The sequence below is a fragment of the Anaerotruncus sp. DFI.9.16 genome (assembly GCF_024461615.1).
GTDB classification, from domain to species: domain Bacteria; phylum Bacillota; class Clostridia; order Oscillospirales; family Ruminococcaceae; genus Anaerotruncus; species Anaerotruncus massiliensis.
The window spans coordinates 1-26,560 of record NZ_JANFZX010000040.1 but is presented as its reverse complement, the minus strand read 5'-3'; the positions used below and the strand labels follow the sequence as shown (position 1 = coordinate 26,560).

The window sequence follows — 26,560 nt, the reverse complement described above, 5'->3', positions numbered from 1 at the left end:
GGCAAGCTACGCCGCTCACTGAGCGGCAAGCCTAAAACCGCCGTCGGTCGACTACTGACAAACTGCGCCGCTCGTTGAGCGGACAATCAAACTGCGCCGCTCGATGAGCGGCAAATCTAAGCCCGCCCCGGGGCGGGACCCGGCAAGCTACGCCGCTCACTGAGCGGCAAGCCTAAAACCGCCGTCGGTCGACTACCGACAAACTTCGCCGCTCGTTGAGCGGCAAGCCTAAGCCCACGCCGGGGCGGGACCCGGCAAGCTACGCCGCTCACTGAGCGGCAAACCCAAAAGGGCCCACCGGCATAGCCGGTGGGCCCTTTTCCAGATAAACCTATTTTTGCAGCATGAGCTTGGCGCATTTGTAGACGTCACCGCATCCGAGGGTGAGGACGAGGTCGCCCGGCTTGGCGTTGGCCATGACGTACCTGGCGATTTCGGGGAACGCGGGGAACCAAACCGAGCCGGGGATTTTTTCGGCGAGCTGGCTGGTGTAGACGCCGTAGGTGTTCTTCTCGCGGCTGCCCATGATCTCGGACATGACCACATGGTCGGCGAGGGCGAGGGCAAGCGCGAAGTCGTCCATCAGCATTTGGGTGCGCGAATAGGTGAACGGCTGGAAGACCGCCCACACCTCGCGGAAGGGAAGCTCCTTGGCGGCGCGGAGGGTCGCGGCCAGTTCGGCGGGATGGTGGGCATAGTCGTCCGCGATTGTGACCCCGTTCACGGCACCGAGGATTTCAAACCGCCGCCCCGCCCCACGGAACTTCGCGAGGTGCTCGGCGATTGCGGAAACGGGCGCGCCCGCATGGATGGCGGCGGCGATCGCGGCGACGGCGTTGAGGATGTTGTGCCGTCCGGGCACGTGGATGGTAAAGCGGCCGAGCGGCTTTCCGTGATGGAGCAGGTCGAAGGTGGAGACGGCCCCCTCGTGGACAATGCCGGCGGGGGAGTAGTCGCAGCTCTCCTCCCAGCCGAAGGTGATGATCTCCTTGCCCGTGACGCCGGAGACCGCCTTCATCGAGTTTTCGTCGCTGCCGTTGACGATGACGGCCTTTTTCGCCATCCCGGCGAAGATGCGGAAGGATTTGATGATGTTTTCGATCGTGCCGAAATACTCGAGGTGGTCGGCGTCGACGTTGAGGATGACCGCCACGTCGGGATCGAGCTGGAGGAAGTGGTCGTTGAACTCGCACGCCTCGCACACCATGACGCCGCTTTCCCCCACGCGGCCGTTTCCGCCGATGGCCGGCAGCTTGCCTCCGATGACCGCAGTCGGGTCGAGGCCCGCGCCGAGCAGGATCTGGGTGAGCATGGCGGTGGTGGTGGTCTTGCCGTGGGTACCGCAGACGCAGATGCACTCGTGGTAGAGGCTCGTGAGGTAGCCGAGGATCTCTGCGCGTTCGACGGTGGGGACCCCGCTTTTTTTCGCGGCGATCAGCTCGGGGTTGTCGGCCATGATCGCGGCGGTGTAGATGATGAGGTCCGCGCCGTCGATGTTTTCGGCGCGCTGGCCGAGCGCGACCGGGATGCCCATGCTGCGTTCGAGCGAGACGGTGTCGGATTCGTTGTTGTCGGAGCCGGTGATGAAATAGCCCTGCGCGTGCAGAATCTGCACGATGGGGAACATTCCCGACCCGCCGATGCCGATAAAATGGATGTGCTTTACCGTTTTCAGGAGGCTTCCGTCGAACATGCGCGCTTTCAACTCCAAAAAGGAAAGGCAGCGAGCCTTTCCCGTCAAATTTGCTTGGATATTTTACTTGTATGTAGTATAGGACGGATTGGTGAAAAATTCAAGTGCGCCAGGGCGTGGTGCATAACTTTTGGAAAACCGCCGAATACTATCGATAGCATCTTTGACAAAACCCGAGGAGGAAATTCACCATGCAGATCACCGATATCAAAATCCGCCGTACCTATCAGGATACCCGCCTGCGCGCGCTGGTATCCGTGACGATCGATGGAGAGCTCGCCGTCCACGACATCAAGGTCATCGAGGGCCCGGAACGCCTCTTTGTGGCGATGCCCAGCCGCAGGGACGACAGCGGCGCCTTCCGGGACATCGCCCACCCGATCACGACCGCCGCCCGCCGCCAGCTCGAGGACGCGATCCTCTCCGCCTACCAGGAGCACCTCGCGGCACAGCAAGGCGCCCAGCAGCTCGAGGAGCACCTGCACGCCGGCCAGGAAGCCGGGGAATGAATACCGCCCCGCGGAAACGCGGGGCGGTATTTTTGCCGTCCGAGGCATTTGTTAAGCATCTGTGAATTTTTGCGCGCCGCACGCAAACCCCGTCGGATTTTGTGTTAAAATAATCCACAGACGGTCTTCCGCGGCCCTGCCGCGAATTCTTGATAACGACGAGGTGGCCATGCGAAAGTTCCTGACCCTGCTGGCGGCGCTGCTCATTGCGCTGCCCCTCTCCCTCCCGGCTTCGGCCGAACAGAATCCCGGTCAGCCGCCGACCCTCTACGCGGAGGCGGCGATCCTGGTGGACGCGGACACCGGGCAGGTGCTCTACCAGAAGAACCCCGACAAAAAAATGTACCCGGCGAGCATCACCAAGCTCATGACCTGCCTGATCGCGATGGAGGAGGCGCAGCCGGACGACGTGGTGACGATGACCGACGAGGCGGTCTTCGCGGTCCCGCGCGACACCACCCACATCGCGCTGACGGGGGGCGAGCAGCTCACCGTCGAGCAGCTGGAATATGCGATGATGGTCGAGTCGGCCAACGACGCGGCCAACGGGCTCGCCGTCCACCTGGCCGGCTCGCTCGAGGCGTTCGCGCGGCGGATGAACAGCCGCGCCGCCGAGCTCGGCCTTCAGAACACGAACTTTGTAAACGCCAACGGCCTGCCGAACACGGCGCACTACACCTCGGCGCGGGACATGGCGGTCATCACGCGGGAGGCCTACGGCCATCCGGAGTTCCGCACGCTGGCGGGCACCACCCACTATGAGATTCCTCCCACCAACAAGCAGGCGGAGACCCGGCGGCTCAACAACCGCAACTATATGTTCACGCTGAACGACACCTATCCCGGCGCATTTGCGGGCAAGGTGGGCTGGACGGAGGAGTCCGGCCACACGTTGGTCACGCTTGCCGAGCGGGGCGGCGTGACCCTCATCTGCATCGTGCTCCACTCGGACGGGGTCATCGACGCGCAGTATATCGACTCGACCAACCTCTTCGATTACGGCTTCGGCGCCTTTTCGCGGACCGCCGTGCCCGCCTCGAAGATCGAACGGCGGGAGGCTTCCTATACGGGCGCGGACGGCGGGACGCTCACCGCGTCCCTCGCGGCGGAGGGGGAGGCTTCCGTCCTGCTCCCCGCCGGGACAACGGCGGACGACCTTGGGGTGCGCTATTCCATCCCCGATCCGCTGACGCCCGAGACGGCCGCCGAAGCCCGCGCCGAGCTGGTGCTCCCCTCGCCCCCCGGGCGGATGGAGGAGGTCGTGGGGACCGTCCCGCTCGCCCTCTCGCTGCCGCAGCCGGAGGCGATGCCCGCGGACGGCGCGCCGCAGAAGGACGGGAAAAGCCCGCTGCCCATGCTCCTGCGCTGGGCCGGCATCCTCGGGGGCGTGCTGCTGGGACTGGCGGTCCTGCTGCTGGTCGTGCGCGCGGTGCTGCGGGCGCGCTACCGCAAAATGCGCCGGAGGCGCCGCCGCGTGAACCGCGCCGCGCCCCCGCAGGCTCGCCCGCGCCCGCGTCCGGAAACCTTCATCGACGTGCGCACGGGCAAGGACGCGAAGGACAAGATCCGGATCATCGACGTGGAGGAGCTGAAATAGGGGGATTCGCCCGCCGGGCAATCACCGAATCGAAAAGACCCTCATAGGATGGGGTATACGTGAGTATGCCAGTAAAATCCTATGGGGGTACTTTTATGACTGCATATAAAACCTTTGCCGTCGTCGGGGGGGACCTGCGCCAGGCGCACGTCGCAAACCGGCTGGCGGCACAGGGGAAAACGGTTTACGCCATGCTGCTCGAAACGAACAGCGCGCTTGAGAAAAGCCTGGTGTGCGCCGAAGACCCGGAGGACGTCCTGCCGCAGTGCGACGTGATCATCTTTCCTCTGCCGATGAGCACCGACGAACGGCATGTGAACGCGCCCTTTTCCAAGCAGAAGGTGCGGGTGTGCGACTGCCTGTCGGGGCTCAAGCCGGGCGCCTGCGTGCTGGGCGGCAAGGTGAGCCCGGCGATGCGCGCGCTGGCCGAGAGCTGCGGCGTCACGATCATCGACTACTTTGAACGGGAGGAGCTCTGCGTGAAAAACGCGGTCATCACCGCCGAGGGCGCGGCGTCGATCGCGATGGAGGAGCTGCCGATCTCCCTGTTCGGCTCCCGCTGCATGATCACCGGGCACGGGCGGATCTCCAAGGCGCTGATGCGCATCCTGCGCGGGATGGGCGCGGATGTCACAGTCGCGGCGCGCAAACACGGCGACCTGGCCGAAATCGAGGCGGAGGGATGCCGCGCGGTACATATCGCGACGCTCGCGGAGCACGTCCGGGGGATGGATGTCCTCTTCAACACGGTGCCCGCCCGCATCCTCACCGCCGACATCCTGGAGAAGCTGGGCCCGGATACGCTGCTGATCGATCTTGCTTCAAAGCCGGGCGGGGTAGGGCGGACGTTTGCACCACCGCCCAAACGCCCGGAACGCCCGGCTTCGCGGGCCGGGCGGGCCCGCCCGCGCCGGTCCAAAAAGGCGGCTCCCGAAGGTTTTGGAAGGGGTGGAGCGCAAGGGACCACGGTTCGGGCGGCAAAGGCCCGATCCGTGCGCGGGGCCGGGGCGCGGGGGAAGGTTGCGTAAACAAGGCGGATGATGGAAGTATTTACAAATAGGACATAGACTTCTAGACACTAAACTGATAAAATAGAACGGTAACATGATGAAGGGCGCTTTTTGAGGAGGGAGAGGCACAATTGAACAGAGAGCAGCGGCTTTACAGCGTGATATATGACTATTTTTTCACCCGCATCTGCCTTGGGTTCTACCAGGAGGGGGACACCCTGCCCTCGATCGGAGAGGCGCGCGAAATGTTCGGCGTCTCGACGCGCACCATCCGCAAGGCCTACCACATGCTCGAGGAGGAGGGCTACCTGTCGATCTCGCGCGGGAGGAACGCCGTTGTGATCAGGGGGGCGCCGGGCGGCCAATGCCGCGAGGTGTGCGTCGCCTATTTCGCGGCCCGGCGGGATTCCATTCTCGACCTGTCCTGGATGGCGAAAAAGATTCTGCCGGAGATCTTCCTGCGGGGGTTCCTGATGATGGACGGGGAGGGACTGGACGGACTCGCCCTTTCGGTGGAGAAGATGCGCATACAGAATCTTCAAACGCAGCTCCAATGCTTCTGCCGGATTCTCGCGCCGCTGGGCAACCCGCTGCTCACCTCCTTTTTCTGGGAGATTTCCGTCTTCAGCCGCATGACCTACCTGCGGGGCCTCTTTGCGGACGAGGCGGAGAACGAGCGGGATTCGGAAAACCTGCGCCGCAGGTTCATGGAGATGATCGACGCGCGGCGCGCGGAGGACTCCGAACGGCTGCGAACGCTGATCTGCCGCTTTTTCGGGAACTGCGACGTGCATGTTCGCGCCCACTTCGGCGAACTCGCGTCACGGTACGCGCCCGCGTCCGAGCAGGTCCCCTTCACCTGGCGCGTCTACAAGGGCCGGCCGCAGCAGGGCTTTTTCATCGCCATGAAGCTCATCCGGAAGATTTACGCCGAGGACTACCGGCTCGGGGAATTTCTCCCCTCCGCCGCCGACCTCGCGGAGGAGTACGGCGTCTCGGTGATCACGATCCGCAGGACGCTCGTGCTGCTAGGACGGCTCGGGCTGACCGAGACGATCAACGGCCGGGGCACACGGGTCATCCCGCAGGAGGAGAACGTCGCCCGGCAGGGGCTTCAGGCCCCCGCGGTGCGCAAAAACCTAAAGATTTTTTTACAGACGGTGCAGATGCTCGCGCTGACGGGCGAGGCGGTCATGCTGGCCTCCTTCCCGCACTTCAAGCCGGACAAGGTCCGCCGCGCGGCGGAGACCTTCCGGAACGAGACCGCCTATGACATCGTCCCCTTCACCTGCATGGAGCTGGTGGCGGATTCCGACGCCTCCCCCTGCCTGCGGGAGCTTTACGGGCAGCTTTCCGACCTGTTCGGCTGGGGGGTCATTCTCCGCTTCCTCGCTCGGGGGAGCTCCGTCTCCGGGGAGCGCCGGGAGCTGATCGAGGAGATGCGCGCCGGTTTGGCCGCGCGGGACGCCGGCCGGTTCGCCCGCGGCTTCAGCGGCCTGATGTTCCATGTCCTCGAGGGGGCGGGGCGCAGGCTGCGGGAGCGGGGCGTCCTCTGAAAACGGGAGCCGCCGGACGCAAAGCATGGGATGGAACCGAAGGGCCGCCGCGGTCACAGCGGCGGCCCTTTTTTTGTCCTCATCCGTCCGCATTGGGCGGCGCGGCGGGACATATACTGTGTCGGAGGTGGGCGCATGGAAAAAACGGAACCGACGGTCCGGCTCGTCTTCGCACCTGAGGACGGGCCCTCCCTGCGGGAGCTGCTGCTGGAATTGCTGCGCGCCATGCGGGAGGAGCCGGAACGGTAAGCCCTCCGCGAAAGGCCCCGGCGCGCCCCCATCGGGGCGCGCCGGGGCCTTTCCATGCGGTGGAGTCCGCCGGGGAACTCAAATTTCAGATTCGTCTTGCTTCTTGGTCACAAACACGTTAAAATAGAGGTATTATGAGGGTCAGGGACGATTATACGGTGGAAGTCAGCCGTCCTTTTCCGGGGAAAAGCCCGGGAGGGGGCGGCAAAAGACTATAAAATGACCGCCCGCGGGCGGATAAAGGGGATCGTGTGTCGATGACGACTGCGGAATGTTACGCCCTGATCGGGGCGGACTATGCGGAGGTGCTCCGCCTGATGGGGAACGAGGACCGCGTGAGGCGCTTCCTGCTCAAGTTCGCCGAGGAGCCCAGTTACGGCCTGCTGTGCAGGTCGGTGGAGGCCGGGGACGCGAAGGAGGCGTTCCGGGCCGCCCATTCCATCAAGGGCGTCTGCCTGAACCTGGGGCTGACCGCCCTGTACCGGTCCGCCGGCGACCTGTGCGAGGAGCTGCGCGGCGGCGCTTTCACGGACGCCGTACCCGGTCTGCTCCGGCGGGTCGGGGAGGACTACCAGAAAACCATCAACGGGATCCGGGAGCTGGCGCAGGCTTAAGGATTTGAAAAGAGGACGACATGAAAAAGCAAGGCATGATACTGATCGTGGACGACACGGAGATGAACCGCTCCCTGCTGGCGGATATGCTTTCGGAGGACTACGAGATCCTGGAAGCCGCCAACGGCGTGGAGGCGTCCGCCATCCTGCACCAGTACAGCGAGGAGCTCGCCCTTGTCCTGCTGGACATCGTCATGCCGGAGATGGACGGCTTCGAGGTCCTGGCGCTCATGAACAAGAACGGCTGGATCGGGCACATCCCCGTCATCACCATCTCGTCGGAGACCGCATCCACCTACATCGACCACGCCTATGACCTCGGGGCCACCGACTACATCAGCCGCCCGTTCGATGAAAAAACCGTCCAGCGCCGCGTGCGCAACACCATCATGCTCTACTCCAAGCAGAAAGCGTTGGAAGGGATGGTAGCAGAGCAGATCGTGGAGAAGGAGCGGAACAACTTCCTGATGGTGGAGATCTTGTCCAACATCGTCGAGTTCCGCAACGGGGAAAGCGGGCTGCACGTGCTGCACATCCGCACCCTCACCGAGATTTTCCTGCGCAAGCTCCAGGAGATCACCGACCGCTACCCCCTCACGGCCGCCCGGTCGGCGCTGATCGTCAACGCCTCCGCGCTGCACGATGTGGGGAAGATCTCCATCCCGGAGGAAATTTTGAATAAACCCGGCTCCTTGACGCCCGCGGAATACGAGGTCATGAAGACCCACTGCGCCCTCGGCGCGCAGATCATGGAGGACGCCCTCCTGCGCCACAAGGAGGAGCTGCTCCAGGTGGCCTACAACATCTGCCGCTGGCACCACGAGCGGTATGACGGGGGCGGCTATCCCGACGGGCTGCGGGGGGAGGAGATCCCGGTCGAGGCCCAGGTCGTCGCGCTCGCGGACGTCTACGACGCACTGACGAGCACGCGGGTCTATAAGCAGGCCTTTCCCCACGGCGTGGCCATGCGGATGATCATGGGCGGGGAGTGCGGCGTCTTCAACCCGCTGCTGCTCCAGTGTCTGCGGGAGCTGGGGCCGCGCCTGGACGACGAGCTCCGCCTGCGCTCGCTCAACGACGTCTCCGAGGCGAACATCCGGGAGCTCTCCACCCAGGCGATCGCCGGCTCAAAGGTGTCCAACCGCACCCTCACCCTGCTGGAGCAGGAGCGGACCAAGTACCAGTTCTTCGCCTCGATGTCCAATGAGATCCAGTTTGAATACAGCTATCAGTCCGACCTGCTCACCTTGTCCGAATGGGGGGCGCGCCAGCTTGGGCTGAACGTCCTGATCGAGCACCCCGAGCAAAACGGGGAGCTGCAAGGGATCTTCCTCATCGCGGACTATCTCGACCTGCAGGACCGCCTGCGCCGCGCGACGCCCGAAAAGCCGATCGTCAGCGGGACCTACTGCCTCAACGTCAAGGGGGAGAGGCGCTGGTACAAGGCGGTGGCCCGCCCCCTTTGGGAGGGGAATGGGACCGAGCAGGTGGGGGTCATCGGCAAATTCGTGGACGACCACGAGGAACAGCTGCGGCTGGAGCGGCTCAAGCGGATGGCCGAACAGGATTCGCTGACACGGCTCAACAACCACGCCGCCGCCCGCAGGTGGATCCAGATGGCGCTGTCCGGCGGGGACAGGCCCTACGCGATGGTGCTCTTCGATCTGGACAACTTCAAGGAGGCCAACGATCGCTATGGCCATATGTTTGGGGACGAGGTGCTCAAGCATGTGGCGCAGCTCGTGCAGAAGAGCGTGCGCAGCGGCGACATCGCGGCGCGGATCGGCGGAGACGAGTTCCTCATCTTCCTCGAATACAGCGGCGAAATCGAGCCGGTGATCCGGCAGATTTTCGCCGCGCTGCACGGGGAATACCAGTCGTTTGAAATCCTGATCAGCATGGGCATCGCCCTCTCGCCGGAAAACGGCACCCAGTACGATGCGCTCTTCCACGCGGCCGACCAGGCGCTGTATGTGGCAAAAAAGGGCGGGAAGGACCGCTACCGCTTCTATGACGATTCGATGCAGGGGGTCCTGAGCGTGCTTTCGCCGATGGACGCCTGAATCGCGCCACCGCATACCGGAACAAGAGACCGCCGCTTTCGCGGCGGTCTTTCCGCGTCCCGCCCCGCGCATGGTCCGCCGCCGCGCGGCATATATTGGGGCAGGGGGTGGGCAGATGGACGAACGGAAACGGAGGGGGCCGTGAGCGCGGCGCGCGCGGCGCTCTATCTGCGCCTTTCCAAGGAGGACGGCGACCGGGACGGCGCCTCCCAGAGCATCCGGAACCAGCGGGATTTCCTGCTGGACTACTGCGGGAAAAACAGCCTGCCCGTCGTGGAAATCTACGCGGACGACGGCTACACGGGGACGAACTTCAACCGGCCGGGCTTCCTGCGCATGGTGGAGGACATCGAGGCGGGCCGGGTCGACACGGTGCTCACCAAGGACCTCTCCCGGCTCGGGCGCGACTACATCCTGACGGGCTACTACCTCGAGCGGTATTTCCCCGAGCGGGGCGTCCGCTACATCGCGGTGAACGACCGCATCGACACGGCCGCCGAGCAGAGCGACATGACCCCTTTCCGGGCGGTCTTCAACGACCTTTACGCGAAGGACATCTCCCGCAAGGTGCGCGCCGCGCTCCAGACGCGCCGGCAGATGGGCAAGTTCATCGGGACCTATCCGCCCTACGGCTACCGCAAGGACCCGGCGGACAGGAACCATCTTGTGGTCGAGGCGGAGGAGGCCGCGCAGGTGCGGCGGATCTACGCCTGGTTCCTCGGCGGGCAGACGGTGTCGGCCATCGCCCGCCGGCTGACGGAGGAGGGGGTCCCCACCCCCTCGGCGGGCAAGCGGATGGCCTGCGGCCAAAAGCCCGGCGCGGGGTGGAGCTACCCGATGGTGCGCCGCATCCTGTCGATGCCGACCTACCGGGGGGACCTGGTCTCCCGCATGTCGCAGAAGATCAGCTACAAGCTGGACCGGGTGCGCCGCCTGCCGCGGGAGGAGTGGCTGGTCGCGGAGGGGACGCACGAGGCGATCGTTTCCTCCGCGACGTTCGAGCGCGCGCAGGAGCTGCTCGCGGTGCGCGGCTACGCCGCGCGGCGGAAGACCGCGGAACCCAGGCCGCTGACGGGGCTCTTTTTCTGCGCGGACTGCGGCGCGCCGATGACCCTCTGGTCGAACGGCAAGGCGCGCTACTTCGTCTGCGCGGGGTGGAAGCGGAACCCCGGGGAGCACCGCTGCACCGCCCACTACCTGCGGGAGGAGGCGGTGCTCGAGGCCGTCCGCGCCGCCCTCGCGGAGCTGCTCGCCCAGGTGCGGGATCCCGGCGGGCTGGCGGAGGAGGCCGCGGGTCCCGCCGGGGAGGAGGCGGAAATTCTCGCGCGCAGGCTCGAACGGTCGCGGGACGCTTTGGCTGCCCTCTACCGCGACCGGGCGGAGGGGCGGGTCGGGCAGGAGGCGTTCGACGCGCTCGCCGGGCGGATGCGGCGGCAGGAGCGGGCGCTCGCGGATAAGCTCGCCGCCGCGCGGCGGGGGGACGAGGCGCGGGAGGATTTCCGCACCCGAGCGATGGAGCTGCTCGGAGGAAAAACACTCAGCCGCGGACTTGCGCTCGGATTGATCGAACGGATCGAAGCGTCGTCGGATAAAGCTCTTGTGATCAGACTGCGCTGCGCCGACATAACGCAGAAGCGGTAGAATTGATGCCTGCCGGAGGCGTGTGGGAGGCGGCGCGAAAACTAGGAAAATGCAGGAAGCGCTGGCGGACGCTGCTTGATCAGGTGGGTAAATCTGCATTTTTGCAAAAAATCGGAAAAAATGGTGGGTTTAAGATTGGGAACGTGCAGGAAGCCGGCCGGTCCGCCGGCCGGTCCTGTTTTGTATTTTTATGGATTATTGTATCATTTAAACAAATAGCATTCGGTCACAAAACAATTTTTAAGAGTTAGAAAAAGAAGGAAAAACAAAAGTAAAATGCAAAAAACATAAAATATTCCATTCTGATCAAGCTCCAAAACCCTTGAAATACCAATGGGAAACTGCTATAATATCACTAAATAAAACGCGCAAAATTGTCTAAAAAAGGGAGCTCTTTTGCGTGGTAACACTTCAACTTGATCAATTTGTTGCAACAGGCAAATGTGACTGTCTTAAAAAGTCTGGAATGAAGGAAATCTTTCCTGCCCGAATTTGACCCGAAGGAGGCCGCCGTTTTGCAGAGTTTCAAATATGTTGCCAGAGACGCAAACGGCAAAATTTTTCGGGGCACTGTTCAGACGGAGAACCGCGACGCGGCTTTCCGGAAGCTGAAGGACGGCGGCCTTTACAGCCTGAAGCTGGAGGAAATCGGGGAAGATGCCCACAGGCCCCAGCGCATCAGACTCAAGGAGGTCGCCTTTTTTTGCCGCCAGATGAGCACGATGCTCGCCGCCGGCGTCACCGTCCTCAAGGCGATCGACATCCTTTGCAGCCGCGCCGACCGGCCCAAGACCCGCAAGGCTTACCTGCGCCTCTACGAGGACATCCAGAAGGGCCTTTCGCTGACCGAGGCGTTCAAGGAGCAGGAGGGCGTCTTTCCGCCGCTGCTCGTGAACATGGTCCAGGCGGGCGAGCTGAGCGGTTCGCTCGACCGGGTGATGGAACGGATGGCCGAGCATTACGAAAAGGAGAACCGCATCCTCAACAAGGTGCGCAGCAGCCTCGTCTACCCGGTGCTGCTCGTCTGCGTCACGCTCGGGGTCGTGATCGGCCTGTTCGTCTTCGTGCTGCCGAGCTTTTTCACGATGTTCGAGGGCGCCGAGGTGCCGCCCATCACCAGGGGCGTCATGGCCGTGAGCGGCTTTCTCACCAACCGCTGGTACCTGGTGATCGTTGCCGTCCTCCTGCTGGGACTCGGCTGGATCTTCCTGTCCGGGATACCGCGGGTGCGCATGTGGATCGACCGGCTCAAAATCCGGATCCCGGTCTTCGGCAAGCTGATCATGACCGTCTACGTCTCCCGGATGACCGACGCGCTTTCGATCCTCTATTCGAGCGGCATTTCGATGCTCGACACCGTGAGCATCGCGGTGAGCGTGCTGGGCAACAGCTATATCGAGGGGCGGTTCGGCCAGGTCATCCAGGACATCGAGCAGGGGGAGATGCTCTCCGCCGCGATCGAAAAGACGGGGCTCTTTGACCCGATGGTCACCTCGGTGATCTACGTCGGGGAGCAGTCGGGCAGCCTCGACCGGATCCTGGCAAAATTGTCCGCGTTCTACGACGACGAGGCGCAGACCGCGATGCAGCGGATGGTGACGCTGGTGGAACCGCTGATGATGATCGTGATCGCGATCATCATCGGCATCGTGATCGCGGCGGTGCTGCTGCCGATCTACAGCATGTACGGGACGGTCCTGTAGGAGAGGATTTTTCAGATGATTTTATCTGTGGAAATTTCAGCGCAATGGATCCATATGGTTTCGGCGCGCCGCAGGCGGCGCGGGGTGGAGATCGCCGGCTTCGGGCGGATGCCCACCCCCGAGGGCTGCGTCAAAAACGGCATCGTGGTCAACTCCTCCCAGCTTGGGGAGGCGCTGGCGCGCGTGGCGCGGGAAAACGGGCTGCGCGGGAAGCGGATGTGCCTTGCGGTGACGAGCCCGGCGATCTCCTTCCGCGAGCTGGAGGTGCCCGCCGCCAAGCCGCGGGACCTCGACCGGATCCTGGCGGGGGAGGCGGCGCACCTGTCCGCCTCCAAGCAGGAGAGCCTGATGGATTACGTCCTGCTCGGCTCGACCGAGCGGGAGGGCAAGCAGTTTTTCCGGGCGTGGTGCGCGGTCGTCCCGCGCTCGCTCGTCGACGGCTACCGGGACGCCGTGCGCAAGGCCGGGTTTCGGCCCGAGGCGTTCGACGTGGCGTGCAACGCCGCCTGCAAGGCCTACCGGCTCGACCGGAACCTCCCGAAGGAGGAGACGGTGATCTACGCGGGGGTGCGGGAGGACGAGCTCTGCCTGAGCCTTTTCGGCGGCGGCGGAACCCGCCTCTACCGCGAGGCGCAGGTCGCGGCCCCGAAGAGCCCGGTGGAGAACGAATACATCCTCTCCTCGCTCGTGCCCGAGACGGCGGACGCCGAAAGCCGCCAGGAGCGGCTGGCCCGCGCGGCGACGGCCCAGCTTTCCCGCCTCGTTCAGTTCCAGCTGATGCACGATAAGCAGCGGCCGGTCAGGCGGATTTTCCTCTGCTCCGACCTGTCGGCCGATTCGCGGCTGGCCGGCGAGCTCCGGGAGGCGCTGCGCGTCGACGCGGCGTCCGCGGCGGCGCCCGAGGGCTTCAAATGCCCCGGGGACTTTCCATACAGCGAATACCTCTACGCCGTGGGAGCGGCGATTCGGTTATAAAGGGGGCGGCGCGCTTGCGGGTCCGTCAGGTTCCAAAAAAACGGGATATCGACTTTTTTGCCGCGCTCAGGCGGCAGGAGCACCGGGGCCGGGGCAGCGCCCGCCGGCGGTCGCTGTTGCTGATCGGCGGTGCGGCCGTCATACTGGCCGTGGCGGCCGGCGTCCACGGGACGCTGCTCTCCTGGCAGATCTCCGACCTGAAGGAGGAGATCTCCCGCAACGAGGACTACCTCGCCGCGCCGGCCAACGCGGAAAAGTTCGGGGAGCGGGCGCAGATGCGCGCCTCCCGGGACGCGCTCATGCGCTACAACCAGAAGAGCGAACGGTACATAGAGGTGCTCGAGGGGACGCGGCGGCTCTCCTCGGTGGATTTCGACCAGGTGGAGGCGCAGCGCCCCTCCAACGTGACGGTCGAGCGGTACACCTTCGACGGCGACACGATGGAGATCGCCTGCGTCTCCGCCGACAAGGACGCGCCCGCCAGATACGCCGAAAACCTTACCGGCGCGGGCGTGTTTGAGGAGGTCGGCTATTCGGGCTTCCAGTACCGCAAGGTGCATGACGGCGGCGTCTACGCCTTCACCGTCACCTGCAGGCTGTGGAATCCGGCGGGAGAGGAGGCGGCGCCATGACGCTCACGAAACGGGAAAAGCGGCTGCTCTTCCTGCTGGCGGTGGTGATCGTGGCCGTGTGCATCTTCCGGTTCGGCATGATGCCGCTGCATGAAAAGCTGCTCGAAGAGCAGCAGCGCCTGCAGGAGGTCTCCGCCGAACGGGCGGAGATGGAGGAGATCCTCCGCGACGGCAAGCTCGCCAAGCAGTACCGGCAGGCGGCGCGGGAGGCGGAGGACAACTACGGCTCCTTCCACAGCATCCTCAACAGCTACACGATTGACAACATCCTCAACGGCCTGATGGAGGAACACGGCCTGCATGTGCAGAATTTGCAGATCTCCCCCTACCGGACGGTGCGGGAGGCGGAGATCCTCCCCGAGGCGGCGGGCTCGCAGGAGGAGGGCGAAGAAGAAAGCCTCCTGATGCTCAGCGAGGTGAACCTGCTGGCAACGGGAGGCTATGAGGACGCCAAGGCGTTCGTGGACGCGCTCAATGAAAAGAGCTTCTGCCTGCGGGTGGAGCATCTGCAGATCGATTTCAATTCGGAAAACGACTATGGCGACGAGGCGCGCGTCTCCGCGACCGTGCGGATCTACGGGGTGCGCATGCCGGAGGAGGACCTCGGCTTCGCCTGATCGGCAGGCCAAAGCGGGGGCCCCCGCTTTGTGCTGCGCCTTCAAAAGGCGCAGCAACGCCCGCTTGCCGCCGCCTTTAAAGCAGGAAGAGAGACAGGTACCAGCCGACGAGCTCCTCTCCCCAGAGGAGCGACAGCCCCATGCCCGCCGCGAGGAAGGGTCCGAAGGGGAAGGCGGTCTTCCGTCCGGCGCCCCTGCGCAGGAGCAGGAAGACGGCCCACGCCGCGCCGGAGACCGACGCGAAGAGGATGGCGAGCAGCGAAAGCCGCCAGCCCGCGAGCAGGCCGAAGGCGGCGCACAGCTTGATGTCGCCCCCGCCGAATCCCTCCCAGAGGAGCGCGGCGAGCAGCATGGGCACGCTCACGCAGAGCGCGCCGCCCAGCCGTGCGAGCGGGGAAGGAAACCCCGGGGCGAAGAGGGAGCAGCAGGCCAGCGCCGCGAGAAAGACGGAGATGCGGTCGGGGATGATCCCCGTGTCACGGTCGATCATCGCCGCCACGAGCAGCGCGGAGAGCGCGAGGCAGAGCAGGAGCGTCTTGGCGGAGTACCCGTGGCTCAGGTAACAGAGGAGCCACAGCAGGGCGTTGGCGGCCTCCACAGCGGGATACCGCGGAGAAATCCGGTCCCCGCAGCGCCGGCAGCGGCCGCGCAGCACAAGAAAGCTCAGCAGGGGGACGTTGTCGTACCATGCGATCTTCTCCCCGCAGGCGGGGCAGAAGGAGCGCCCCTTCGCGACCGAGATCCCAAGCGGGATGCGGTAGATGCAGACATTCAGGAAGCTGCCGACCACCAGCCCGAACAACAGGGCGAGCGCGGCGGGTAGCCGTTCAAATAACCAAAGCAAGACGATCCCTCCCAGGCGGCGTTACCGCTACTTTATCACAAATCCGGCGGAAAAGGAAGTGCGCCTTTGAAAAACCTACCGTTGGGACAGGTCCTGGTCGAGGCCGGATTCCTGACCCCAGAAAAACTGGACGAGGCCCTCGCGCTCCAAAAGGAAAAGGGCGGCCGCCTGGGCGACCTGCTCGTGGAAAACGGCTATGTCACCGAGCACAACCTCATGCTCGCGCTCCAGCAGCGGCTGGAGGTCCCCTTCGTGGACCTGCAGGAGGAGCGGATCGACCGGGCGGCGGTGCAGCTGGTGCCGCGCGAGCTCGCCCAGAAATATTCGCTCATCCCCCTGCGGGTGCAGGGCGGGGAGCTGACCGTCGCCACCAACAACCCCCTCGACTTCTACGCGTTCGGGGAGCTGGGGCTCGTCACCGGCATGCAGATCGTTCCGGTGCTCGCCACCAAGCGGGACCTCAACGACGCGATTCACCGCTGTTATGCCCAGCAGGGCGCGGAGTCGGCGCTGGAAGAGTTCAACCGCGAATACGAGGACGTGGCCGACCCCGCCCGGGGCGAGGATTACAGCGACATGCTCGAACGGGTCGAGAGCGCGCCGGTCGTGAGGCTGCTCAATTCAATCGTGGCGCAGGCCTACCACATGCGCGCCTCGGACATCCACGTCGAGCCGGGCAAGCAGAACGTCAGCGTGCGCTTCCGCGTGGACGGCGAGCTGATCGAGGCGATGTTCCTAAACTCGTCGGTGCACGTTTCCTTGATCACCCGCCTGAAGATTCTTTCGGGCATCGACATCGGCGAGCGCCGCGTGCCGCAGGACGGCCGCTTCTCCGCCGACGTGGACGGCAAGGCGGTCAACCTGCGCGTCTCCACCCTGCCCACCGTCTACGGCGAAAAAGCGGTGCTGCGCATCATGGGGGACAACACCCTCGACATCGTCGACGTGCGGGACACGGGCATCTCGGCGGACAACTACGCGCGCCTGGAGGAAGTGATGCGCAACCCCAACGGGATCATCCTCGTGACGGGCCCGACGGGCAGCGGCAAGTCGACCACGATCTACGCGGTCCTCCACCAGCTCTCGACGCCGAACGTGAACGTCGTGACGATCGAGGACCCGGTGGAAAAGCTGGTCGACGGCATCAGCCAGGTGCAGATCAACCCGAAGGCGGGGCTCACCTTCGCCTCCGGCCTGCGCTCGATCCTCCGGCAGGACCCGGACGTCATCATGATCGGTGAGATCCGCGACGTGGAGACCGCACGCATCGCCGCGCGAGCGGCGATCACCGGCCACCGCGTGCTCACCACCATCCATACGAACGACGCCGCGTCGACCTTCATGCGCCTCGTGGACATGGGCGTGGAACCCTACATCGTCGCTTCGGCGGTGGTGGGGGTCATCTCCCAGCGGCTGGTGCGGCTGGTCTGCCCCCACTGCAAACGGGAATACGAACCGGACGAGAAGGAGCTCTCCCTTTGGGAGGGGCCGCGGCCGAAGGCCTTTTACCGCGGGAGCGGCTGCGCGCACTGCAACTTTACGGGATATTTCGGGCGGACGGCCATCCATGAGGTCGTGCCGATGCGCCACGAGCTGAGCCAGCTCGTCGTGCAGCGCGCGTCGGTCCAGGAGTTTCGGGAGTCCATCCGCGCCTCGGGCGGGCGCTTCCTCAAGGATAACCTCGCGGACCTCGTGCGGGAGGGGAAAACCACCCTCGCGGAGTACCTCCGCGTCACCTACAACATTGAATGAACCGGGAGGGGATGCCCATGCAAATCGATGAATATCTGGGGAGGGCGAGAGCCTTTGACGGCTCCGACCTCCACCTGACGAAGGAACTGCCCCCCATCATGCGCCAGAACGGGTCCCTGCGGCCGCTGCCCGACGCGCCCGTCCTCGGGGAGGACGCGGTCGAGGCGCTGATCGGCGAACTCTGCGGCAGGGAGGGAATCTCCTTCGGGCCGGGGACGGACGACGCCGATTTCTGCTACCACGACGAAACCGGGCGGCGCTACCGCGTGAACCTCTACCACCAGAACGGCGGCCTGGCCGCCGCGATCCGCCTTTTGCAGGAGGAGCTGCCCACCATCGAAAGCCTCGGGCTGCCGAAGGTGCTTGAACGGATGGCCGGGTTCCCGCGCGGGCTGGTGCTCGTGACCGGACCGACGGGCAGCGGCAAGTCCACCACGCTGGCGGCGATGCTCGACCAGGTGAACCGGACCCGCAGCGGGCACATCCTGACGATCGAGGACCCGGTGGAATACCTGCACCCGCACAAGCGCTGCATGGTGAACCAGCGGGAGATCGGCCGGGACGCGCCGGATTTCGCGCAGGCACTGCGCAGCGCGCTGCGGGAGGATCCGGACGTCATCCTCGTCGGAGAGATGCGCGACCTTGAGACGATTTCCGCGGCGGTCACCGCCGCCGAGACGGGGCATCTCGTCTTTTCCACGCTGCACACGACCGGCGCGGCGGCCACGATCGACCGGATCGTCGACGTTTTCCCGCCCTACCAGCAGCAGCAGATCCGGACCCAGCTCGCGTCGGTGCTGCGGGCGGTCGTATCGCAGCAGCTTCTGCCGCGCGTCGGCGGAAGCGGGCGCGTCGCAGCGTTCGAGGTGCTGCTCGTCAACGACGCGGTGGCCAGCATCATCCGCGAGAACAAGGGCCACCAGATCGCCTCGGTCCTCCAGACGGGCGTCAAGCAGGGGATGTTCTCGATGGACGCCTCCCTCGCGCAGCTCTGCCGGGAGCGGCAGGTGAGCCTGGAGGACGCGCTCGACCGCTGCACCGACCGGGAGCTTTTCCGGCGGCTCGTCGGGCTTTCAGAAGGTTAAAACCCACAAGGTTTTATAGATTGTATTTTATTAAAGGAGGAACCAGAGATGTTTCAAAAGTATCTCACCAAAACCCGCAAAAAAGGCTTTACCCTCATTGAGATGATCGTCGTCATCGCGATCATCGCCGTGCTGATCGCGCTTGTCGCGCCCCTGATGACCAAGTACATAGCCACCGCCAGACAGGCCAAGGCCGACGGCGCGGCGAAGTCCATCTACACCGCGGCGGAAGCGGTCATTGCCGAGGAGACGCTGAATGGCACGACTTCGTTTGATGCGGACAGTGTTGCGTCGGCGGCGAAGGATTATATCGACAACAAGGACAGTCTCACGAGTGTGGGCGTTGAAATCAGTGATGGCGCGGTAAAGAAAGCCGAGGTTAAGATGGACGACGGTGCGTCCGGCGCATATCCGCTGTCCTGACGGTTGCTTACAGATCGTTTTTAGCGGTGACAGAAGAACCAAACCCCGGGTTTCCCGGGGTTTGGTTCCCCGTCTTTTGCGGAGAAGGGGCTTTCCCGCGGAAAGCCCCTTTCCGGAGCAGACGGCCAGGGAAAGGATGATGAGCATGACGGCGCAAAAACAAAAGCGCAGGGCGGGTTTTACGCTCATTGAGATGATTGTGGTGATCGCGATCATCGCGGTATTGATCGCGCTGGTCGCGCCGCTGATGACGAAGTATATCGCCACCGCGAAGGAAACCCGGTACAGGGCCGCCGCCAAACAGCTCTATACCGCCGCGCAGGCGTATATCGCCGAAGAACTGCTGAACGGGCTGGAGAACTGCGTTGACGGCGACCCGAATTACAACGAGCTCTCCAAGAATGGCGACGGCAACTTCAACAACACAACATATGGCACTGTGCGGTTGGGGGAATATCTGGACGGAGACGTTCCGGGGCAGACGTGGGCGGTAATCGTCACGGATTTTAACGTCGAAGGCGCGGTCATCGTGGACGGGGATAAGCGGTACGGCTATCCTGCGGGCTTTGACCCCTATGGCGACGGTTAAATAAAACTTAGAAACACCTTTTGACATCAACGGGAGAGGAGTGGCTGACTTGAATAAGACGAAGAACCGCAGACGCAGGGGGTTTACGCTGATCGAGATGATTGTGGTGATCGCGATTATTGCGGTATTGATCGCGCTGGTCGCGCCGCTGATGACCCGGTATATCACGAACGCCAAGGAACTGAAATATGAAGCGTCGGCCAAATTGCTGTATTCAGCCGGGGAGGCCTACGTCGCCGAGGTAATGCTCAACGGATACGAGGACTGTGTCGAAAAAGGGGATAATTACGGTACGAACGATCTGAATACAAAGGGCAATGGGATTTTTCTTTCCACTGAGTCTTCGCTCAGTGTACGGAACGTTGATTTGGGAGCCTATCTGAGCAGAAAGATCGACGGCAATTGGATGGTCGGTGTTGATAACTTCGAGGTTGCAGGCGTTGTCATCATGAAGGATGGCAATATGTATGTGTACCCGCGCGGCTTCGATTGGGAGAAATGGTTTGCCGGGCGTGCTTGACCAGTCCCGGATTCAGGGGGATAACGCCATGAAACGCAAAACCGGCCGGGCGGGCTTTACGCTCATCGAGATGATCGTGGTGATCGCGATCATCGCGGTGTTGATCGCGCTGGCCGCGCCGCTGGTGACGCGATACGCCGCGACCGCGAAGCAGGCGCGCGCCGACGCGGCGGCAAAGTCCCTCTGTACGGCGGCGGACGCGTGGCTGGCGGAGAAAATGCTGGGAGAACACCCGTCGGCGGAAAACGGCGTCAACATCGACGATGACGGCGACGGCGAATTTGTCAAAAAGCTCGCTGGGGAGGCGGGGCCGCTCGACGGCTACCTGACGGGCGGGCTTCCCGATATCTACACGGTGTTCGTGGAAAACTGGGGGGCCGCCGGCGCGGTGTGCACCATGCCGGACGGCACGGTGGGAAGATACGGGAACTGAATGTGCTGCCCGGTAGTTTGCAGGGGGGGATGAACCGATGCGCGGAAAACAAAATTACAGGCGCGGGTTCACCCTCGTGGAGATGGTCGTGGTCATTGCCGTGATCGGCGTCCTGCTGGCCGTTGTGACGCCTTCCTTTCTGGCGTGGTACCGCAGCGCAGAGTCGGTGCGGCTCAACCAGAGCGCACGGACGATTTTTCTGTCCGCGCAGGAGGCGTTTACCAACGCGCGCGGCACCAGCCTCTTTGACGAGCTGAACGCAGCGAGCCGGGAGGTGGACCTCGACGCGGACGTGAAGCCTACTCCGGGCGCGGAGGAGCTCGAGAAGAACCGGAACAACATCCGCGCGCTGCGCATCAGCAGGGCGGGCGGCGGAGACCCCGTTCTCGACAAGGTGCTGCGCCCCTATCTGGCGGACGCCGGGGTGCTCGAGAATTCCATTCTGATCGAATACAACCGGACCACCGGCGTCGTCCGGGCGGTCTTTTACAGCGAGCAGGCGGGGGCGCTCGGCTACGAGGGCGCGGAGACCGACGGGGCGAACGTCGTCAGCCGCAGCCGCGACGACCTGAAGCGCAAGCGGCAGGGCTACTACGGCGTGGACTACACCGGCGAGCTGGGCGGCGCGATGACGCTCGAGGCGCCGACCGTGCGGATCGAAAACGGGGAACGCCTCACCGTCGAATGGAACGACGTGACTCCCGTGCCCTACGACGAGTCGGTCACCTACGACCTGCGCGTCTACCAGGACGGCGCGCAGGTGCTGGAGCTCCCCGGCCTGCCCAACCTCTTCAAGCTCCAGGTCGCGGACGTATCCGTGGCGGAGGACACCCCCACCAACGGCAGCATCCTCTATAAGGACCCGCTGAGCGGCAGGCTGATTCTGGTGCTCGACTGCCTGCACCACAGCGTGAGCCGGTATCCGGGCATCCGTCCGGGACTGATCACCGCGGAGGTGGTCGCCAAAGCCCCGGGCGCGGAGGACGCGGCCGGGCGGTCCAACGAGGAACACTCCCATTTCGCGGGGGAGAGCGCGCCGGGCGGTATGACGCTCTACGAGATCAAAAACGCCCGGCATCTCAACAACATGCGCTACGCGCCGAGCGGGAGCACCTTTTTGCAGACCTCGGCGGTCATCGACTGGCAGGCCGCGGAAAACGACTACCGCTCGCCGAACGATTTAAACTTCGTCCCCACGCGCTTCCCCGACGGGGAGGCGTTCACGGGGGCTTATAAGACCGCGCCCCCGGACGGGGGGGACTCACGGCGTGATCACCGGCCTGTCGATCGATCCCGCGTGGGAGGACGCGGGCAAAAAGAACCCGGCGCAGAGCCCCCGGACGAGTTTCGTGGGGCTGTTTGCCGAGCTTTCGGGCGCGGACCTGGAGCGCCTCATCCTGGAGGATGCGCGCGTCGCGGGCGCGGACCATGTGGGCGCGTTCGCGGGCCGGGCGACCGACGCGCGGATGGAGGACTGCCACCTGCGCAGCCGTGGAGAGCCGATTTACGATGCGGGCGGTTCGGGCGGCGGGGACACCCCGTCCGACCGACCCACGCCGGGCGACCGCTGGGAAAACGGATTTGCCTATCTGGCGGGGGATATCGTCAAGCATGGAAATACCTACTACCGCTGCATAAAGGACCTGCCCGAGGAGCTGCGCGAAGTCCCGCCCCAGAACAAAAAGGCGGAGGGCTACTGGGAGGAAATCCCCGACTGGCAGCCCCGGCGGGCTGGCGGCGTAAGCTTTTCCAATGTGGAGGAGTGGCAGGCGGGCAAGATCTACCGCCTCGGCGCGGTGGTGACCGATCAGGGGCGCTGGTATATCTGCGCCGACGATCAGATTCCCGCGGGCGTGGTTCCGGGTACGCCGGAGACACCGTGGTTCCCGATGCCCGCGCCCGACCCGGACGGGGAGTGGCCCGACTGGGAGGAGAGGCGATATGCGTCCGGAGAACAGGTGATCTACCAGGGGCATTACTGGATCTGTGTGGCGATGAGCGGCAGCAACTACCACCCTGAGTGGGCCGCCCGGCCGCCCCAGTGGGCGGATTTGGGCGAGGTGGGCCAGAAGCCGCCCGACCCGGTGGAGCCCACCGAGATCCCGCCTACCAAACCGGATATCTCGGGCGGGAGCGCGGATTTCTCCGCGCTTTCGCGGGTGACTGGGACGGGGAGCTATGTCGGCGGCCTCGTCGGGGAGAGCATCGGCGGCAGCTACCGGACGGTGTCCGCGGGCGCCGTGGTCTACGCCGGGACGGGGCTCACCGCGGAGGTGAACCCCCATTTCGGCGGCGCGGCGGACGGCCGCCTGGTCCTCGACTACACCCTCACGGGCGGCGGCAGCTATGCCGGCGGCCTGTTCGGCGCGATGCGGGGCGGCGCGCTCCAGACGGCGGTCAGCCGCACGCTGGCCGCCGGCGGAAGCTACGCGGGCGGCGTCGCCGGGTACGCGGAGGGGCTCGCCCTCTCGGGGACGGTGCGCAGCGTCGGCGACGTTTCGGGCGGCGCGGACGTGGGAGGCCTCTTCGGCGGCTGCGACTTTGCGCCCGGCGGCCTTGTGAACGAGGCGAACGTCCTGGGCGGACAGCGGGTCGGCGGTCTCGTGGGGAGCAACCGGCTCACGATTACCGGCAGCGAGAACAAGGGGCTCGTGCGGGGGTATCCCGTCTCGGGCGGCGCAACGATCGGGCAGATCGGCGGCATCGCTGGGCTGAACGCCGCGGGAGGCCGCATCGAGGACAGCAAAAACAGCGCCGCGCTCTATAACGGCGCGGGCGTCTCCGAGGCCCCCGGCAGGTGGGAGGCCCTGCCCGCGAACGCCCTCTACGGGCAGGCCGTGGGCGGCATCGCCGGGGAGAACGCCGGGGAGATCTCCGGCTGCACCCTCGCGGGCAGCGTCTTTGGCGAAAAACAGGTCGGCGGCATCGCGGGCAAAAATACCGGCACGGTTTCCGACTGCGATTTCGCGGAATTTTCCGCCGCGAACGGCATCGTGCAGGGCGTGGAGAACGTGGGCGGCGTCGTGGGCTGGAACACCGGTTCCGGCCTGATCAGCGGCACCCGGAACGGCCCGGACAGACGCGCGGCCAACCTGCTGGCGCCGGGCGAATCGGTGGACGTGTCCGGGCTGCTCAAGGTGCTCGCGTCGGGCAAAAACGCGGGCGGCTATGTCGGGCTGGAGGGAAGCCAGGCCCATACCGGGCTGGAAAACGCGGCGTTTGTCAGCGGCACGGGCAATGTCGGCGGCGTCGTCGGCTACACCCACGCCGGCCTGACCGAGTGCGTCAACCGGGGGCTCGTGCAGGCGGACGGCGAGGCGGCGGGCGGCGTCGCGGGGCGTTCGGACCAGTCGCTCGAGGGCTGCCGCAACGAGGGCCGGGTCTCCGGCCTCGGCGGGAACTATTTCGGCGGCGTGGTCGGCGTCATGGAGAGCGGCGCCTACGCCGGGAACGGCGTCAACGCGGGGCTCGTCGAGAACCCGGGGAAGGGCGCGGGCGCGAACTATCTGGGCGGCGTCGCGGGCTATGTGCGCGCGGGCACGCTGTCGGACTGCTCCAACGAAGGCACGGTCGGCAGCGAATATACCGGCGGCTCCTATGTGGGCGGCGTCGTGGGCCGCATGGACGGCGGCAGGATTGAAAACTGCTTCAACGGCTTTGAGAACCTCGACCCGGACGACGGGGGCCAGCCCCGCCTCTGGAACGCCGGGAGCGGCCTCGGCGGCGTGGCGGGCTACTCCTCGCCCGGAGGAAGCACGGCGGTCACCGTGACCGAATGCTACAACTATGCCGACCTCACCGACACCGGGGACCCCGACAAGACGGGCGGCATCCTCGGCGGCGCGCGCGGGGACGTCACGGTGGAGAACTGCGCCAACTACGGCGATATCGAGAGCAAGGGGAAATATGTCGGCGGCATCGCGGGCCAGACGGAGAACACGGCGGTGCGGATCGGAGACTGCCGGAATGAAGGGGATATCTTCGGCGGGGACGCGACGGGTGGTATCGTCGGGAAGAACCAGGCGACGATCGAGGACTGCACAAACGCGGGCAAGTCGGTCGAGGGCGGCTCCTACGTGGGCGGCATCGCCGGCAGCCACGACAGCCGCAAGGAGATCACCAACTGCGAGAGCGGCGCGGACGTGACCGCCTCCGCCAGCGCGGCGGGCGGGATCGCCGGGTCGAGCCGCGGGGCGGTCAGCTTCTGTACCATGCGCGGCAGCTACGTCTCGGCGGGGAAGGCCTCGAACGGGACCTCCAACGCGGGCGGGCTGGTCGGCAGCAGTGGGAGCTCGGTCGATACGGACGGCGCGGTGGAATCCTGCGTGCTCGACCCGCCCGAGGGCGGCCTCACGGTCAAGGGGGAGGGCAACTATGTCGGCGGGCTGGTCGGCACCAACAACGGCTCCCTCAAGGACAACGCCGTCCCCGCCGTCCAGCCGGTCAGGGTGAGCGGCGGCAGCTCGGTTGGCGGGCTGGTCGGCTACCTGCAGACGGGGAGCCTCCGCCAGTACGAAAACGGCGAAAACTTCACGGTCAACGGCACCGGCATCCGGGTCGGCGGGATCGCCGGGGAGGCGCGCGTCGGCATTTCGGGCGAGCCGGACCGCCCGGTGGTCAACACCGCGACGGTGCACAGCGAGAGCTATAACGTCGGCGGCATCGTCGGCGAAAATAAGGAAAACGCCATCGTCATCCAATACTGCGAGAACCGCGGGAAGGTCTCAAGCGCCGAACGCAACGCGGGCGGCATCCTCGGCGGGACCCAGCAGAGCAGCGGCACGCGCATCCTCGACTGCGTGAACCGGGGGCTTGTCGAGCTTCCCGCGAACGGCAAGAGCTCGCAGAACAGCGTCGGCGGCATCGCAGGCGGCGTCTCGAAGATGGAGATCATCCGCTGCATCAACGAGGGGGAGGTCCGCCACAGCGGCAATACCGCCGGAAACGGAAACACGGGCGGCATCGTGGGCGGCGCGGGCGCCACCCGGATCGAGGAGTGCGACAACCGCGGGGCGGTCACCGCCGTCCCGCTGGGCCTGGGCGGCATCGCCGGGCAGGCGACGGACGGAAGCGTGCTCGTCAACTGCCGCAACTCCGCGCCCGTGGGCGCGGCGGGAGGCCCTGGAACCGCGGGCGGCATCGCCGGTGCGGCGGTGGGCAGCATGATCGAAACCTGCATAAACAGCGGGGAGGTCCGTGCGGACGGCGGGACCATCGGCGGGATTGTGGGGAGCCTGCGGGCCGACTCCCGCCTCGAGGACAGCAGGAATACCGCGCCCGTCACGGGCGGCACCAACACCGGCGGGCTCGCCGGCAAGGTGGATAACAGCGCCCTTTGGCAGGGCGTCAACTCCGGCGCGGTGGAGGGCGGCAGCCAGACGGGCGGGCTCGCGGGCTCGGCCGACGGGAAGTCCACCCTGGAGAGCAGTGACAACATGGCGGCGGTGCGGGGCGGCACGAATACCGGCGGCCTCGTCGGGAGCCTCGAAGGGGCGCTGAACGACTGCCTCAACCTCGGCGCAGTGGAGGGGAACGCCTCCTCGCGCGGCGGTCTTGCCGGGAAGCGGACGGACGACGCGGTCATCACCGACAGCTTCTACTATGCCGATCCGTCGGACGGCATCCGCTCGGTGGGCGCGGGGACCGTCTACACCCCGGCCGACAGCCCCGCAGAGGACGAACCGCCCGCCGACCGGCGGCTGACGGCGGCCCTCTTTGAGGAAAACGGCGTCCCGGCGCCCGACTTCACCGACCGCGCGGCGGTGCGGGCGGCGCTGGAAAGCCTGCCGTGGCCGCTCGCGGTCATGGAGGAGGAAGAGGTCCCGCCGGTCGATCCGCTCCCGCCCGAGGATTCCACCCCGGAGGGGGAGGACGCGGCGCCTCCGGCGGATGATCCGTCCGGAGGCCCGTCCGAGGACGGGTCCTCCTCCGAGGAAGCGGCCCCGGTGGAGCCTCCGCGCGAGGAGGCGTCCTCTGTCCCGGAGCCGTCCTCCGTCCCGGCCGCTCCCGCGGAGGGCGGGGAACCGCCCGCCTCATAGAATGCGCGAAGCGGGGG

The 26,560-nt window shown here is 65.3% G+C and carries 20 protein-coding genes; 18 read left to right on the top strand and 2 right to left on the bottom strand.

The features are described 5' to 3' along the window. Nucleotides 1-331 precede the first annotated feature (331 nt). The gene (gene murC, locus NE609_RS12820) at nt 332-1,693 is read right to left on the bottom strand and encodes a UDP-N-acetylmuramate--L-alanine ligase (RefSeq protein ID WP_101549853.1); all 1,362 of its coding nucleotides are present in this window, start codon (nt 1,691-1,693) and stop codon (nt 332-334) included. Between the two features lie 191 nt (nt 1,694-1,884). On the opposite strand from murC, the gene spoVG reads away from it, so the two are divergent. The 11 genes from spoVG to gspM all read left to right on the top strand — a co-directional run bounded on the left by spoVG (nt 1,885) and on the right by gspM (nt 14,859). Beyond that, the gene (gene spoVG / locus NE609_RS12815; protein ID WP_101549856.1) at nt 1,885-2,202 is read left to right on the top strand and encodes a septation regulator SpoVG; all 318 of its coding nucleotides are present in this window, start codon (nt 1,885-1,887) and stop codon (nt 2,200-2,202) included. 169 nt (nt 2,203-2,371) lie between these two features. Beyond that, a complete protein-coding gene (locus tag NE609_RS12810) occupies nt 2,372-3,799 on the top strand; it encodes a D-alanyl-D-alanine carboxypeptidase family protein (RefSeq protein ID WP_256152721.1) in 1,428 nt (475 codons plus the stop codon). Between the two features lie 95 nt (nt 3,800-3,894). After that, complete coding sequence (locus tag NE609_RS12805; RefSeq protein ID WP_256152720.1) at nt 3,895-4,827, top strand: dipicolinate synthase subunit DpsA; 933 nt, start codon at nt 3,895-3,897, stop codon at nt 4,825-4,827. Between the two features lie 113 nt (nt 4,828-4,940). Continuing rightward, nucleotides 4,941-6,365, top strand: coding sequence for a GntR family transcriptional regulator (locus NE609_RS12800; protein ID WP_256152719.1), 1,425 nt, complete (start codon nt 4,941-4,943; stop codon nt 6,363-6,365). Between the two features lie 506 nt (nt 6,366-6,871). Then, nucleotides 6,872-7,228, top strand: coding sequence for an Hpt domain-containing protein (locus NE609_RS12795; RefSeq protein ID WP_121587552.1), 357 nt, complete (start codon nt 6,872-6,874; stop codon nt 7,226-7,228). Nucleotides 7,229-7,248: 20 nt separating this feature from the next. After that, nucleotides 7,249-9,291 carry a diguanylate cyclase domain-containing protein gene (locus NE609_RS12790; RefSeq protein ID WP_256152718.1) on the top strand — a complete coding sequence of 681 codons (2,043 nt, stop codon included), beginning with the start codon at nt 7,249-7,251 and terminating at the stop codon, nt 9,289-9,291. 141 nt (nt 9,292-9,432) lie between these two features. Beyond that, nucleotides 9,433-10,932, top strand: a complete 1,500-nt coding sequence (locus NE609_RS12785) for a recombinase family protein (RefSeq protein WP_256152717.1) — start codon at nt 9,433-9,435, stop codon at nt 10,930-10,932. 515 nt (nt 10,933-11,447) lie between these two features. Further along, nucleotides 11,448-12,635 carry a type II secretion system F family protein gene (locus NE609_RS12780; RefSeq protein ID WP_256152716.1) on the top strand — a complete coding sequence of 396 codons (1,188 nt, stop codon included), beginning with the start codon at nt 11,448-11,450 and terminating at the stop codon, nt 12,633-12,635. Between the two features lie 15 nt (nt 12,636-12,650). After that, on the top strand, nt 12,651-13,610 hold the full coding sequence (gene pilM / locus NE609_RS12775; RefSeq protein ID WP_256152715.1) for a type IV pilus biogenesis protein PilM: 960 nt from the start codon (nt 12,651-12,653) through the stop codon (nt 13,608-13,610). Between the two features lie 14 nt (nt 13,611-13,624). Further along, complete coding sequence (locus NE609_RS12770; RefSeq protein ID WP_121587557.1) at nt 13,625-14,242, top strand: PilN domain-containing protein; 618 nt, start codon at nt 13,625-13,627, stop codon at nt 14,240-14,242. Next, the gene (gene gspM / locus NE609_RS12765; protein ID WP_101549875.1) at nt 14,239-14,859 is read left to right on the top strand and encodes a type II secretion system protein GspM; all 621 of its coding nucleotides are present in this window, start codon (nt 14,239-14,241) and stop codon (nt 14,857-14,859) included. Before NE609_RS12770 ends, gspM begins: the two co-directional genes overlap by 4 nt. A gap of 76 nt (nt 14,860-14,935) precedes the next feature. On the opposite strand, the gene NE609_RS12760 is transcribed toward gspM, so the two are convergent. Continuing rightward, nucleotides 14,936-15,703 (bottom strand): A24 family peptidase, encoded by a 768-nt coding sequence (locus tag NE609_RS12760; RefSeq protein WP_121587558.1) that lies wholly within the window; start codon nt 15,701-15,703, stop codon nt 14,936-14,938. Nucleotides 15,704-15,769: 66 nt separating this feature from the next. Here NE609_RS12760 and NE609_RS12755 point away from each other — a divergent pair, with 66 nt between their 5' ends. The 7 genes from NE609_RS12755 (at nt 15,770) to NE609_RS17850 (ending at nt 22,525) form a co-directional block, all read left to right on the top strand. Next, complete coding sequence (locus tag NE609_RS12755) at nt 15,770-17,455, top strand: GspE/PulE family protein (RefSeq protein WP_256152714.1); 1,686 nt, start codon at nt 15,770-15,772, stop codon at nt 17,453-17,455. Nucleotides 17,456-17,472: 17 nt separating this feature from the next. Next, nucleotides 17,473-18,540, top strand: a complete 1,068-nt coding sequence (locus NE609_RS12750; protein WP_243107479.1) for a type IV pilus twitching motility protein PilT — start codon at nt 17,473-17,475, stop codon at nt 18,538-18,540. Nucleotides 18,541-18,588: 48 nt separating this feature from the next. After that, the gene (locus tag NE609_RS12745) at nt 18,589-18,963 is read left to right on the top strand and encodes a type II secretion system protein (RefSeq protein WP_256152713.1); all 375 of its coding nucleotides are present in this window, start codon (nt 18,589-18,591) and stop codon (nt 18,961-18,963) included. Nucleotides 18,964-19,108: 145 nt separating this feature from the next. Next, on the top strand, nt 19,109-19,552 hold the full coding sequence (locus NE609_RS12740) for a type II secretion system protein (protein ID WP_256152712.1): 444 nt from the start codon (nt 19,109-19,111) through the stop codon (nt 19,550-19,552). Nucleotides 19,553-19,601: 49 nt separating this feature from the next. Then, entirely contained in the window at nt 19,602-20,072 is a 471-nt protein-coding gene (locus tag NE609_RS12735) for a type II secretion system protein (RefSeq protein WP_199724045.1), read from the top strand. Between the two features lie 28 nt (nt 20,073-20,100). Then, the gene (locus tag NE609_RS12730; RefSeq protein ID WP_256152711.1) at nt 20,101-20,505 is read left to right on the top strand and encodes a type II secretion system protein; all 405 of its coding nucleotides are present in this window, start codon (nt 20,101-20,103) and stop codon (nt 20,503-20,505) included. Nucleotides 20,506-20,542: 37 nt separating this feature from the next. After that, nucleotides 20,543-22,525 carry a prepilin-type N-terminal cleavage/methylation domain-containing protein gene (locus NE609_RS17850; protein ID WP_370867169.1) on the top strand — a complete coding sequence of 661 codons (1,983 nt, stop codon included), beginning with the start codon at nt 20,543-20,545 and terminating at the stop codon, nt 22,523-22,525. Nucleotides 22,526-26,560: the final 4,035 nt, after the last annotated feature.